The organism is Flavobacterium ovatum (assembly GCF_040703125.1).
Taxonomy (GTDB): domain Bacteria; phylum Bacteroidota; class Bacteroidia; order Flavobacteriales; family Flavobacteriaceae; genus Flavobacterium; species Flavobacterium ovatum.
Map to the genome: position 1 here is coordinate 3,530,884 of NZ_CP160035.1, position 14,482 is coordinate 3,545,365.

Annotated in this window: 9 protein-coding genes; 1 reads left to right on the forward strand and 8 read right to left on the reverse strand. The window is 36.4% G+C overall.

Features of this window, described 5'->3' with window-relative positions:
* Positions 1 to 29: 29 nt before the first annotated feature.
* The 8 genes from ABZP37_RS14730 to ABZP37_RS14765 all read right to left on the reverse strand — a co-directional run bounded on the left by ABZP37_RS14730 (position 30) and on the right by ABZP37_RS14765 (position 13,552).
* Entirely contained in the window at positions 30 to 2,552 is a 2,523-nt protein-coding gene (locus ABZP37_RS14730; protein ID WP_366183856.1) for a glycoside hydrolase family 2 TIM barrel-domain containing protein, read from the reverse strand.
* Positions 2,553 to 2,647: 95 nt separating this feature from the next.
* Positions 2,648 to 4,447, reverse strand: coding sequence for an arylsulfatase (locus ABZP37_RS14735; protein WP_366183857.1), 1,800 nt, complete (start codon positions 4,445 to 4,447; stop codon positions 2,648 to 2,650).
* A gap of 447 nt (positions 4,448 to 4,894) precedes the next feature.
* On the reverse strand, positions 4,895 to 5,899 hold the full coding sequence (locus ABZP37_RS14740; protein WP_366183858.1) for a ThuA domain-containing protein: 1,005 nt from the start codon (positions 5,897 to 5,899) through the stop codon (positions 4,895 to 4,897).
* A 358-nt stretch (positions 5,900 to 6,257) separates the two neighbouring features.
* Complete coding sequence (locus ABZP37_RS14745; RefSeq protein WP_366183859.1) at positions 6,258 to 7,064, reverse strand: alpha/beta hydrolase-fold protein; 807 nt, start codon at positions 7,062 to 7,064, stop codon at positions 6,258 to 6,260.
* Positions 7,065 to 7,067: 3 nt separating this feature from the next.
* Positions 7,068 to 9,560, reverse strand: a complete 2,493-nt coding sequence (locus ABZP37_RS14750; protein WP_366183860.1) for a glycoside hydrolase family 2 TIM barrel-domain containing protein — start codon at positions 9,558 to 9,560, stop codon at positions 7,068 to 7,070.
* Between the two features lie 36 nt (positions 9,561 to 9,596).
* On the reverse strand, positions 9,597 to 10,715 hold the full coding sequence (locus ABZP37_RS14755) for a Zn-dependent alcohol dehydrogenase (RefSeq protein WP_366183861.1): 1,119 nt from the start codon (positions 10,713 to 10,715) through the stop codon (positions 9,597 to 9,599).
* An 876-nt stretch (positions 10,716 to 11,591) separates the two neighbouring features.
* Positions 11,592 to 13,172: an NADP-dependent glyceraldehyde-3-phosphate dehydrogenase gene (locus ABZP37_RS14760; protein ID WP_366183862.1), complete on the reverse strand. Its 1,581-nt coding sequence runs from the start codon at positions 13,170 to 13,172 to the stop codon at positions 11,592 to 11,594.
* 74 nt (positions 13,173 to 13,246) lie between these two features.
* On the reverse strand, positions 13,247 to 13,552 hold the full coding sequence (locus ABZP37_RS14765; protein WP_366183863.1) for a rhodanese-like domain-containing protein: 306 nt from the start codon (positions 13,550 to 13,552) through the stop codon (positions 13,247 to 13,249).
* Between the two features lie 285 nt (positions 13,553 to 13,837).
* On the opposite strand from ABZP37_RS14765, the gene ABZP37_RS14770 reads away from it, so the two are divergent.
* Entirely contained in the window at positions 13,838 to 14,464 is a 627-nt protein-coding gene (locus tag ABZP37_RS14770; RefSeq protein WP_366183864.1) for a Crp/Fnr family transcriptional regulator, read from the forward strand.
* Positions 14,465 to 14,482 lie beyond the last annotated feature (18 nt).

Sequence of the window (14,482 nt, forward strand, 5' to 3'; positions counted from 1 at the left end):
TTTTAAATTTGGTATTAGACAAACTAAATTTATTTTATTTCAACTGTAATACTATTGCTTTTCAATGTTTTCGAACTGGCTTTTATTCGAACAATACCTCCTTTTTTCAAGGACTGAATCAATAACAAAGCACGTCCTTTGTCTGTTGTTAATTTATTCGATTGGTAGTCTTGAATGTTGCTATTCGAACCATTATCTACTCCCAAAACTTTGGCATTACCGTCTACCTCAAAAGTAAGATCAGCGTTTTCAGTTTTCACTTCTACTCCTTTTTCGTCAACCAACTGTGCAATAATGTGCGCCACATCATACCCATCTGCTGATAAAGAAGTAGCATCTGTTGTCAAACGAATGCTATACGGAGCAGCACTTGTTTCAAGATTTGCAACTACTTCTGCACCATCAAAACCACCTTTTACAGTCAATGTACCTTTTTCGAAAGGAACAACCCAACGCAGAATTCGATCTGGATTATCACTTAGACTTCTACTCCCAAGAGATTTTCCATTTAGAAACAATTCAGCCACATGTAAATTTGTTGGCACTTCGACCAAAACAAGTTCTCCTGGAGTATAATTCCAATGCATATTTGCTTTGCTATTGTCCCAATTCAATGCTTTTTTCGAATCTGAAATCGCTTTTTTACTCAATTCATCCATTTTGAAAGCAGAACCTTTCAATGGCATTGTTCCAATCGCTACACTTGGTTTATTTACCCAAATACTTTTGAAATAATTAAAACCTTGCTTTTTAAATCCAGCGAAATCCAAGATGTCTCCATCCCAACCTTTTTGTGGCCATTTGTCTGTCGATTCCCCCATGTAGTCAATTCCTGTCCACATGTACATACTAAACACCATTGGGTTTTCGATAATCGAATTCCAATCTTGCCAAGTACCCGAATTTTCAGAACCTGTCATCATTTTGTTTGGGTAATTCTTTTTGGTCCAATCGTATTGATTGGTTTGGTAACTAAAACCTACGACGTCTAAAGCATCACCATAACCCGAAGCCAAACTAGCAACCGGAATGATTAAATTGGCGGTTACAGGACGAGTTGTATCCAAATCTTTGACCCATTTGGACAATCTTTGCGCAGTTTCTGCCAATTTGTATTTTCTATTTGGCAAAGCATCATAACGTGCTTTCATCTCTTCTTTGGTTAATTTCGGAATCTGGTTCCAATAATTTCCTGCTCCTGGATCCCATAATCCACTCACCTCTTTATATCCTGGATAGGTCCATTCGATCTCGTTACCAATACTCCACTCAAAAATAGAAGGATGATTTCTATCTCTCAAAATAGTGCGCTTCAAATCGCTTTCTCCCCATTTTTGAAAATGTTCGGTATAGCCACGAGTCATGTACTGCACACTTTTTTCTTCCATATTGTGCTGTTTGTCTTTTGGATTGTCCATTTCGTCAAAAATCTCGTTCTGAACCAAGAATCCCATTTCGTCACACAAATCCAAAAATTCTTCCGAAAATGGATTGTGAGAAGTTCTGATTGCGTTTACTCCAGCTTCTTTCAAACCTAAAAATCGACGTCTCCAAACTCCTTTTGGCACCGCAGCACCAACCAAACCAGCATCATGATGCAAACAAACTCCTTTTACATCGGTTGCTTTTCCGTTTAAGAAAAAACCGTTGTCTTTGTCAAAAACGATAGATCGTATTCCAAATGGTGTAGTATATTCGTCAATTACTTTTCCTTTTACAAGGATGCTCGTTACTGCTTTGTATCTGTTTGGCGTCTCTGTAGACCATAATTTCGGATTAGTGATGGCTACATTTTGAGAAACCGTTATTTCTTTTCCAGATCCAACTTTCACCTCTTTTGTTTCTGTTTTCACTAATGTTCCATTGGCTTCATAAATTTTGGTAGACAAGGTCAAGTTTTGGCTTTGCTTGTAGTCGTTCTTCACCTTTGTTTCAATAGCTACTTTGGCGTTTTCTGCAGTTACGTCTGGAGTTGTTACAAACGTTCCCCAAATCGGAATATGCAATTTATCCGTTGTAATCAATTTTACATTTCTATAAATACCGCTTCCCGTGTACCAGCGACTGTCTGCGTAGCGCGAATGGTCTACGTGTACCGAGATCACATTCTTGGTTCCGTCCTTTTTTAAATACTTACTTAGATCGAAATAAACCGGAGAATAACCATATGGATTTTCGCCCAAATAGGTTCCGTTGATCCAAAAAGTCGCATTGTTGTACACTCCATCAAAAAGGATGTACACATTTCCGTTTTTGCTATTAGCCGGTGTGTCAAAATGTTTTTGATACCAAGCAATTCCACCTGGTAAATAACCCGTACAACCTTCTAGTTTTTTATCGAAAGAAGCTTCGACGCTGTAATCATGTGGAAGTCGAACATCACGCCAAGCGGCATCTTGTAACGGAATCGCTTTACTAATCTGATTGTTTTCTTGCAACTGAAATTTCCAATCAAAATTAAAGTCTTGCTCTCTTTGTTGCGATTGGACTGCCGTACAGACTAGTAGAAACGCTGCAATTAAGTGTAAGGATAAGGTAAATCGTTTTTTCATGGTTTTAATATTCTGTATGTAGTTTAATTTGTTTTAGTTTGAACTTGTATTGTTTTTTGTTTTATTCGAATAAGAAACTGCTTTTCGAAAAAAAATTATTTGACCAGCAATATGTAGGAATAGTACACGCCGTAGGTTTCTTTTTTATCAATAAAATCATTCGTCAAAAATGTTTTTCCTTTTTCTAAATGCACCTTGAACAGCACTTCAACATCTTCTTTACCAATATTTTTTTCGAACATTTGGTTGGCAATGCTTATTCGGACTTTTTGAGGAGCTATAGTTTTATACTCGAATAAATTTTTAGGATTGACTGCTGGAATTCCCAAAATAGTTCCGGGACATTCTTTTGGCCAGCGTCGGCACGAAATCAGATAATCTCCTTCTTTTTCGACAAAAATAGCATGAGTATTGTTCTTGTTTTTTAGTCCCTCTGCAATTTGTTCTGGTTTCCAAATACCCGAATCTTCCCCAATGGCATGCTGAATGGTTAATTTTATTTCTTCCTGAGCAGGATTCCCCACCGTACTAACAGGCAATTCATTGTACTCCGGATTTTTTTTGGACTCAACTAAGAAAGCTATATTTTGCGCCAAAAGAGTGGTTACAATTGCTGGATATTTTGCCGCAAGATTGGTCAATTGTTTCGGGTCTTTTTCGATATCATACAAATCAGTTCCATTGAGCAACCTCCAATTGTCTTTTATAATACAAGTTTGATCCACATCCATCGGCGGACGCCAATCTTGTCTGTGGTGAATAAAAGCGGTTTTACGTTCCATTGTCTTTTTGGATCCCAACAAAAGCGGTGAAAAATCCACTCCATCCAAAGGCATTTTTTTAGGAACAGTCAATTGACACAAACTAGCCAAAGTAGGAATCAAATCTACATGCGCCGCAAGGCTATTGATGTCTTTACCGCCTTCAATTTTCCCGTTTGGCCAACGTATAAAAAACGGAACCCGATGTCCTCCCTCTAGTTTATCTCCTTTTATGCCTCTGTATCCTTTATTATAACCCAATTTTCCGTCGGAACTGTACCCAAAACGGGTTCCGTTGTCGGTCATGTAAATCACGATGGTATTGTCTGCGAGTTTTTTATCTATCAAAAACTGATTCAATTTCCCGAAATTCTCGTCCAAATTGGCAATCATTCCGTACAAATTGGCACTTATAATTTCTTTGCCTTCTAGGTGTTTGTAGGGAGCTGCATATTTTTCGGCTACAATCAATGGGTCGTGAGGCGCATTGGTAGGAAGGTAGATAAAGAAAGGCTTATCTTCATTTTTATCAATGTATTTCATCGTTTCTTCAAACCACACATCCGTGCAATATCCGTTGAATTGTTTGGGTTGGTTGTTGACATAATACACATCATTAAAATAACTGTTTCCCCAATAATCAGAAAGTTCACCCACGCCACCAGCCAAATGATTTATTGCAACTTCAAAACCGCTATCTGTTGGACGAGTTGGATAATTATCCCCCAAATGCCATTTACCAAACATAGCAGTATGGTAGCCGTTTTGCTGAAAAACATCGGCCATAGTTTGTGCATCACCAGATAAGCCATCTCTACCTTTGAAGGTGGCCCAAGTACCATTGTTTATCGGGTATCTTCCGGTCATGATTGCTCCTCGCGTAGGGGTACACAAAGGCGTCACATGAAAATCGGTCATTCGAACAGATTCGTTATAAAAGGCATCAATATTGGGCGTTTTCAACCAAGGATTTCCATGGCAGCCCAAATCGCCAATGCCTTGATCGTCGGTGAGAATCAAAATAACATTGGGTCTTTTTGTTTTTTGTGCGAATGCAATTCCGCAACTCAAACTCAAAACGCTTACAATTAAAATTTTTCTTAAATGGGTCATATTGGTACTTCTACTAATCATTTTTTAGAATCAATTGGTAAAGGTGCTTCTTTAACAGCAGTTTTATGATTACATATGTTTTTAGTACTGAAACATATGTGTTATCGCAACTTTTGTCTAGATACAAAACTTGATAAAACTCACTTAAACAATTCACTAACAATCAATTATCTTAATTTTTATCAAAAAAAAAATCATTGACACTTTATTTTTCCAAACAAATCCTATACACGAGTACTGAGAACATACCACCTGCCTTCAATCCTACAGAACTATTACTTTTATAGACTAAAATTAGACTTAAATAATAAAAATAAAATAATGTGTTATTTTGTTGTCAATAGGTGAAAAAATCACAACAAACACCTCATAATTAGATAGATAAAAACAAAAGAAGTTTATATCTAAAATAGAACAATGGAAAGAAAAAGAATAATTATGGAAGTTTTCACTTAAATAAGGGTTTCGTTATTTAGTAATAGCGGTAAATTTTCTACTGGTAGCATTTTCTGCAGATGGAAAATCGGTAGGAATAGGAATCGTAACTTTAGCTGTAGCTGCCCACTCTACTCCTCTTAAAAATGAAGTTATAAATCCAACACCTTCAAATGAATAATCATCATGTCCAAGAGTGGTATGAAAAACACGTCCTTTACCATATTTCAACACCATCAATATAGGTTCATTACGATCCGTAGGTGCTTTATCTGATTGGTCTTTACCCGTTGCAAGAATAGTCATATTGGTTCCAGGACCTCTCAGTTTTGCATAACATTCGTCTTTGGCTGTTAGCCAACTGGTGGGCATTCCTTGAGTTATAGGATGATTAGGTACACGAAGAGTCACAGGAAAAACATGTTGTTTGCCATGCGCACCACAATTTCCTGCGGTAGTATCTCTGACCAACTTATTTTCTTTGTCATAATAAACATAGGGACCATCTTTTTCATTTCGATCTCCCCATCCACCAAGTCCAATCATTTCATTATAAGCTTTCCATTTCGGGAAACAATTATCAGCGGCGTGTACGGTTACAAATCCACCTCCTTTTTTAATAAATTTTTCAAAATCTTTTTGAGTACTTTCACTCCAATTTGCTGCATTCCACCCAAAATTTGAAATAACTACATCGTATTTTTTAAAACTGGGTGCAAAAGAGGGATCTTCCTTTGGTTCTTTAAGAGCAACCGAATTGAAAGTGCCTGCCATGGGCAAGTATGACTTTTCTCTTTCAGATTTCCATAGGTATTGTGTACGTTGAATATCCACAACAAATAATCCTGTTTCTTCCAAATACTGTTTCATCATAATTGTAGACTTTGGCCAAACATCATGGTTGTTTTGTCCATCAATTATAAGAACTTTTATTTTTGCTTGAACACATAAACTAGTTAGAAGCACTAGTACTAATAGTAGCGATTGTGGGAATCTTAAAGATTGAAACCTCATAAGTGAGTTATTTATTTTATTCATTTCTTATTATTTAATGTCTTTTTTTCATTATAGAATTTTAGTAATAACCCGCAATTATATGACTAGAACAATTTGGCATTAAGAATTATTAGATCCATAAGTACATTTGTAATAGAAAACAATTTGATGTTACTCTAATTACCAAACTATAACCATTTCATCAACTACAATAGTAACGAATTTGATATAAAAGGCAATTATCTACCCTGATCTAAGAATAGGACAAATGGTTAATTATGTATCAATTATTCGTTTTGTTTACATAATATCAAATGATGAACTAAAAACAAAAACCAAATGAGCCCTTAAAGTTAAGAGTCCCATTTGGTTTAAATAAAAAGTATTTTAAATTGTAACGTTAATTGGTCACAAATTGACTAAAAAACAATAAACTATCTTGTATGTGTTCTTGCCAATACGGCCATTCGTGAGCACCTTCAAATTCTTCATAGGTATGATTAATGTCTGCTTCGTCTAGTTGCTGGTGCAAAAGCCGATTGTGCTCAATCAATAAATCGTCTTTTCCACAATCAAATCGCAAATAAGGAAGTTCTGCTCTGTTTTTAAGAATGGTTTCCAAAACATCTTCGTCAGAACTATGGACTTGATTGTATTGATTTTCGTCTTCTTCCACAAACAAAGGCATTTGGTTTTTGTTGGTGATAGACGAATGTCCCGAAATGGCTTTGTACTTGTTTCCGTATTTTGCCCCTAGATGCAAAGCTCCAAAACCACCCATTGACAATCCTGTGATAAACAAATCAGAAGTCGAACTGGTACAATCAATATTTTCGATCACCGCATTTACAACATCTTCCACAATCCAAGATTCAAAATTCTTGTTGTTATGAGGCAAATAAGCAGAACCATCGCCCCATAATCCGTCTGATGGCATTGCTAAAACTATGGGTTTTATTTTGCCTTCTTGCATCATTTTTAAGGCGGTCAAATGAACTCCTGCTTTGTGCGCCCAAATCCAGGCACTTCCGTAAACGCCATGTAGTAAGGTTACGATAGGAACATTTGTCAAATCTTTCATCGGGGGAACAAAAACACATATATCACCACGTCCTTGCAAGTTGGGCGTTTTCACGGTGATAAAACGGAGGTTGTTGCTTTCAAACTCTGGGTTTGAAATTTCGGTAGTTCTAAATTTTGATTCCATAGTTTATTGTACGGCTAGTTCTGTACTTGTCGCTTGGATATTTTTTGTTTTTGTAGCAAGCGTGATTTTTCCTTTCGAATTCGACTGTACAAATATAACCGCTTGACCGTTAAAGAATTTACGTTTTGGTTTGGATAAATTTTGCATATTAACTGGGTCTCCATTTCCAGCCGCCAAAAAGCTTGCCGCACCAGAAACTTCTATGTCCATATCATCATTAAAATGCGGACATAAATTCCCGTCTTTGTCCACCATAGAAACCACATAAACTCCGACTTCTCCATTTTGGATTGTTGCAATTTCTGGTTCTATTTTTATCGAATGCGGTGCTCCAGCAGTTACTCTTTTTGTTTCGGCTACTTTTTTGTTGTTTTTGTCATAAGCTACAATTTTGGCTTCACCAGGTTCATACACCACATCGTCCCAAACAATCGCATAAGCTTTGAATAAATCCCAGTTACCACCACCAGAAGCTTCTTTTGCTAAATTATTGGTTTCGAAATCTAATTTGCTTAATGGTTTTTTTGTTCGAATACCATAACTTTTTCCGTTCACAAACAACTCTGCTTTCTCATAATTGGTATAGCAAACTACAGGAAAAGACTTTACTATCAGGTCAGGCCATGTCCAATGGGGGAAAAAGTGCAACACTTTTGCGTCTTTATTCCATTGCGCTTGGTATTGGTAAAATTTATCTTTTTCTAATCCTACAAAATCCACCGGTGCAAAGTACGAGCTGCGTGCTTCGGCATTGTGATATGGAGAAGGTTCTCCTAAATAATCATATCCCGTCCAAACAAACTCACCATAAACAGATGGATTTTTTTCTTGAGAAGCAAATTCTTTGTACGCAGGATATCCCCAAGGGACATTGGTCGTTTCATAATTATCTGGATGCCCATCAGGATACACAACGGTATGAGACGAATCGCCTCTCTTGCCATGAATAGTGTCAAATACTACGGGGAATTTATAACTATTTCGAACACTAACAGAACCGCCCGTTTCGCTAGCAAAAAATTTCAAATTTGGATATTGCTTGCGAATACCACCATAAATACCGGCCTTATAATTAAAAGCAGCCACATCTACAGTAGTCGCCATTCCGCTAACAATTGCGTTTTTGGCCGAGTTAAATCCTGCCGTTGTAGCACGTGTTGTATCTAGAGATTTCACTATTTTGTTTAAATAAGACGTAATTTTGTTAGGATCATGTTTATATTGCTCCATGATTTCGTTACCGATGCTCCACATGATAATACTGGGGTGATTTCGATCTCTTAAAATCATATCGGTCAAATCGGTTTTGGACCATTTATCAAAGTGAATTGAATAGCCGTTGGTTACTTTACCAATTTGCCATTCGTCAAAAGCTTCGTCGATTGCTAATAGTCCCAATTCATCACAAACATCCAAAGCTTCGGGAGCAGGTGGATTGTGTGAAAAACGAATCGCATTAACACCCATCGCTTTCATTTTTTTCATTTGTCGAACAAATAATTCTCTGTGAAAAGCCGCACCCACTGGCCCCAAATCATGGTGCATGTTCACGCCATTGAAACGTATTTTTTTGTCATTCAAATAAAAACCATCAACTTCATAACGAACCTTTCTGATTCCGAAAGTAGTCGAATAAGTATCTACAACTTCATTTCCGGCAAGAATCGTCGTTTTCAATTGATACAAATTAGGATTTTCTAAACTCCATAATTCAGGTTTCGAAATCTCAAATTGTTCGTTTACCAATTGGTTGTCGTTGATTTGTACGGAAGAAGTTTTCGAACTAACTACTTTTCCAGAAGGATTAAGGACTTCATTTTTTATCGTGTATTTTCCGTTTCCTACTAGCTCTAAATTTAAATTCGCAACAGCTTTCTTTTTCGAAATAGAAGGTGTGGTTACAAAAGTCCCCCAAGTTTTTACATGCGTTTTATTTGTTTTGATAACCGAAACTTTGCGGTACAAACCAGCTCCAGGATACCAACGCGATTGACTGTTGAAATTTTCTAGTCGTACCGCAATGGTATTTTTTCCTTCTTTCAAAAATTTAGTTATATCAAAATAAAACGAAATATACCCAAAAGGTCTTTCGCCCACATATTGTCCGTTGATATACACTTTGGAATTACTCATGGCGCCATCAAACAGAATTTGTACTTTTCCTTTTAAATCGGCAGCAGATACAGAATATTGGGTTCTATACCAACCGATGCCAACGTATGGCAAAGCGCCACTACGACCTGTACGGTAAAAGGGTTTGTTATCTCCGTCTTGAACCACCATGGTTAGTTGGACGTCATTGGCAAAATCAAATTCCCCTTTGGCTGCCCAATCATGCGGTACGGTTACCGATTCCCAATCGGTATCATTAAAATTTTCTTGAAATGCAGCTCCAAAATCGTAGTTGGTAAATTTCCAATTCTTTAGTAAATCGGTTTGTTGTGCGCTAGTATTGAATGCTATTAAAAAAGCAATAAAATAAAAAATACGTATCATATGTTTAGTATGTTCTTGATTTATAAATGGAAAATATTATTTGAAAACGATGACTCCTTTGGCATTTTTTCCCGATAACATATCGTCTAAGGCTTGTTGTAAATTTTCTAAAGGATACGTATTGGTAATCATTTCGTCTAGTTTGATTTCTCCTTTTCTATAGTGCTCCACGATTTTTGGAAAATCTTTTTGAGGATTGCACTTTCCGTACAAAGGGTTGATGTATTTTTTGTCCCATTCGAATAATGACATATCAATCAAAACTTCTTCTTCGATACCGCTCACTTGAACTGCTGTTCCTGCGTTTCTAATCATAGCCAAAGGTGCTGCTCCCAAGGCCGGAATTGCAGTACATTCAAAAGCATAATCAGCACCACGGCCATCAGTCATTTCTTTTACTTTTTTGGCTGCATTTAGTAAACCTTTATCATTTTTATCAGCTAGAATGGTGTGTGTTGCACCAAAGGCAACCGCCATGTCCAGACGCTGTTGGTTAATATCAATTGCAATAATTTTCGAAGCTTTAGAAACTTTGATTCCCTGAATCACATTCAGCCCAACGCCACCAGTTCCCAAAACCACTGCCGACGAACCAGCTTCTACTTTTGCAGTATTTACAGCCGAACCAAATCCGGTCATCACTCCACAGCTTACAATACTTGCGGCAGGATAACTCATGTCTTGTATAGGGTTTTTGACTACCGCAGATTCTTTCACCAACGTATATTCCGATAAAGTACCAATATTAAAAGAACGGATGATTGGAGCTCCATTCCATTTGGTTCCTTCTAAGTGTGCGTGTCCGGGAGTGTATCCGTTACCACCTGCCACCACGGGCGAATTGTTTTCGCAAATATGTTCGTTTTCGTGTTCACATTGAAAGCATTTTCCACAAGGAGTAGCCCAGTTCAAAATCACAGCATCACCTACTTTTACAGAAGAGACATTCGATCCAATAGCAGTAACGATTCCGGCACCTTCGTGTCCCATTACGATTGGTTTTCCCCAGTTTAGAGAATCGTGATCTGTGTGGCATAGACCAGCCGCTTTTACTTGTACCAAAACCTCGTCTGCTTGTGGGTTTGCTACTGTTATGGTTTCTATTGAAAATGTTCCGTCTCCTTTTGCGATTGCTGCTTTACAAGTGATACTCATTATAGTACTATAATTTAAGTTGAAATTAATTGATAAAATTAATCAGATCACAAGATGTTTCTAGTATGTATTCTATCAAAGAAATAAACTATTTTGTTGATTTAATTGTAATAACCATCATTAATACGACAATATTGAATACTTTCGAACTAAACCACTATGAGTTTAAAGTCCATAGATTTGGTTAGAAGACTGAAGGTTTACACTATTAATAATCCTCAATTATGAAGTTATCATTATTGTATTCATTTGGTTTTCTATCATGTTCAAAAAATTGATTTACCATTTCATCTGTAATATTACGAGAACTCCAACACCAAAAACCTATTCTACAAAATTAGACTTTGTAGCCCAAACTATGTGTACTATAAATCATGATACTGTAGGTCTATTTGTTCTTTGAAAATCCATATTTTAAATGTACATTTTTAGAACCTAAAAGAGAAATGTACTAAAGTGTATAGTTTTAACTATTTTAGGAACCAATAAACTATTGTATCTCTTTTCATTTTTACAATTAAAATAGGAAACAGAGTAAATTTTTATAATTTAACTTTGTAATCCTCTCACGTCACCTTATACCTTTCCGCTGTTTTGATACCATACGAGATCTCCGTAGCGAAAAGGTCTACAATAAATATTCTTCCTGTCTTATAGGACTCATCTTATTCTTCAATTGTTCTTTTCCATTGGCTTTTAGTATTCTAAAGAAAAAACTCCTCCGCTTTAAGTATTCAACCCCTACTATTAACTAACGATTCCTATTGGCAGGCTCGTTCAGGGTTTACACCCTTTAGTTATATGGTATGCATAGCCCACAAAAAAAAGCCTCCCTGAATCTAATCAGGGAGGCTTCATCAAAATTAAAAAAATGTCTTACAAAATATAATCTGTATTTATAAAATTAGATTCTTTACTGTTCAATAATTCTTGTAAAATAGCATTGTTGTAATCATTGTCTTTTGAAGCAACGAAAGTTCTAATCGAGAACGAACGCAAAGCATCATGAATACTTAATGTTCCTACAGCAGAATCTTTACGACCTGTAAACGGGAAAACATCTGGGCCTCTTTGACAAGAACTATTCAAATTTACTCTACTTACTAAGTTTACTAACGAGTCAATAAGTGGCGCAATAGTTTTTACATTTTTACCAAACAAACTTACTTGTTGTCCATAATTTGATTCCGCCATGTCTTTTAAAGGCTCTTGAATGTCTTTGAAAGTCAAAATTGGCACCACTGGACCAAATTGCTCTTCCTTATACACTCTCATTTCTTTGTTGATAGGAAACAAAACTGCAGGGAAGATATAGTTGTCTGAATGTTGTCCTCCTTTGGCATTGATGATTTTTGCTCCTTTAGCCGTAGCGTCATCAATCAATTCTTGTATATAGGCTGGTTTCTCTTTTTCTGGAAGTGGTGTCAATGAAACTCCTTTTTCCCATGGATTACCAAAAACTAAATTATCTACTTTTTCAGAAAAGCGTTTGTTGAACTCTTCAGCAATAGATTCGTGAACATACAATACTTTCAAGGCAGTACAACGTTGTCCATTAAATGACAATGTCCCTGCAATACATTCATTGATAGCTAAATCCAAATCTGCTTCTGGAAGTATGATAGCTGGATTTTTAGCCTCTAATCCTAATACTAAACGCAAACGGTTTTTGTTAGGGTGCTGGTCTTGTAAAGCAATAGCCGATTTACTATTTCCAATTAAAGCCAAAATATCAACTTTACCTGATTGCATCACTGGAGCAGCTACTTCTCTACCTCTACCATATAATATATTGATTGCACCTTTTGGAAAACTATTTCTAAACGCTTCTAATAAAGGAGAGATTAGCAACACTCCATGCTTAGCAGGTTTAAAAATTACTGGATTACCCATAATCAAAGCAGGAATCAATAAGGAGAACGTTTCGTTCAATGGGTAGTTGTAAGGTCCAAGACACAATACAACTCCAAGCGGACTTCTACGTACCATAGCATTAACACCTTGTACTTTAGAAAAGTGAGCGCTACGGCTGTTCAATTCTTTGTAACTATCAATCGTATCATTAATGTATTCTACCGTTCTGTCAAACTCTTTTTCAGAATCTCCTAGTGATTTTCCAATTTCCCACATAAGAAATTTAACCACTTCGGCACGGGTTTCTTTCATTTGTTTCACAAAATTCTGCATGCACTTGATACGGTCTACTACTTTCATAGTTGGCCATAAACCTTGTCCATGATCAAAAGCAGCCGATGCAGCTTCTACAGCTTCAAGCGCTTCTTTCTCTCCCATAAACGGAATAGAACCTAATAAGGTAGGTGCATAATCTTCTGTTGATGAAATAGTCGAATAAACTGGTGTGGTTTCTCCTGTCCATTTTTTTAATTCTCCATTGACTAAATAAGTGTCTTGGTTTAAGACCTCTTTAATTTGGAATTCTAGTGGAATTGCATTCATTTTTTTTTTGTATTGGTTTTTTGTAGTGTTTATATAAAATTAAAAAAAGAGGAGTTACCCTCTTTCTCTAATGCTTATTCAATTTCCCCATCCCACTCTAGCATTCCGCCTAGCAGATTGTATGCATATTCAAATCCTAATTCATTCATTATTTCGCAAGCTTTTCCACTTCTGGCACCAGAACGACAATACACATAATATTTTTTGCTTTTGTCCAATGCCTCTATTTCCGTAATAAAATCTTGTCCTTTATGTATGTCAATATTAATGGCATTTGGAATCATACCTTCATTAACCTCATCTTCAGTTCTTACATCTAGAATTACAACATTCTCGTCTGATTCTAACTGAGCAACCCAATCTTCTTGTGATAAATTCATAATTCGTTGTTTTTTATCAAAAATACAACGTTTTTCTAAAACAAAAAACATTATTTTTATGATATTCGTGATTACGAAAACGTATTAGTAAACACAAGGCGCTGTTTCATAGCTTATTACATATTAAAAAATCACAACTAATCTATACCTTACTTATCCTACTTTTCATCTTAAAAACAGATAACATAGACTAATATCAAGATAATCTATTACTATTTGATTATAAAAAATATTAGTTAGGCAGGATCCCATAAAAGATATTATATTTGAATAAATTTCTTTCACATGTCAACTTCAGTTCAAAATCTATTCCCTTCCTTTTCAAGTGACCTCATCCACGCTATAGAACAAAATGCGATCATAAAGAATGTTCCAGCTGGCGAAGTAATCATGAGAACAGGACAATACATCAAAACTACAGTTTTGGTTACCAAAGGACAAGTCAAAGTATATCGAGAAGGTGAAAATGGTGAAGAATTTTTCATGTACTATCTTCAACCCGGCCAAGCTTGTGCCATATCAATGATTTGCGCCACCAGAAACAAGACTAGTCAAATCATGGCCAAAGTAGTCGAGGATGCCGAATTGATTATGATTCCGCTTTCGCTAATGGACCAATGGATGATGCAATACCGTTCATGGTACGAATTTGTGATCGAAACCTACCGCAACCGTTTCGAAGAAATCCTAGAAGTTGTGGACAGCATCGCCTTTAGAGCCATGGACGAACGCCTAGATTTTTACCTCAAAAGACATAGTGAAGCTTGTGGCTGCAAAGATTTAAAATTGTCCCATCAAGAAATAGGCACAGAACTCAACAGTTCCCGAGTTGTAATTTCGCGATTACTCAAAAAAATGGAACAACGAGGTTTAGTCAAACTACACCGCAACCATATTGAACTATTAACATAAACATTTATGAAATGACTG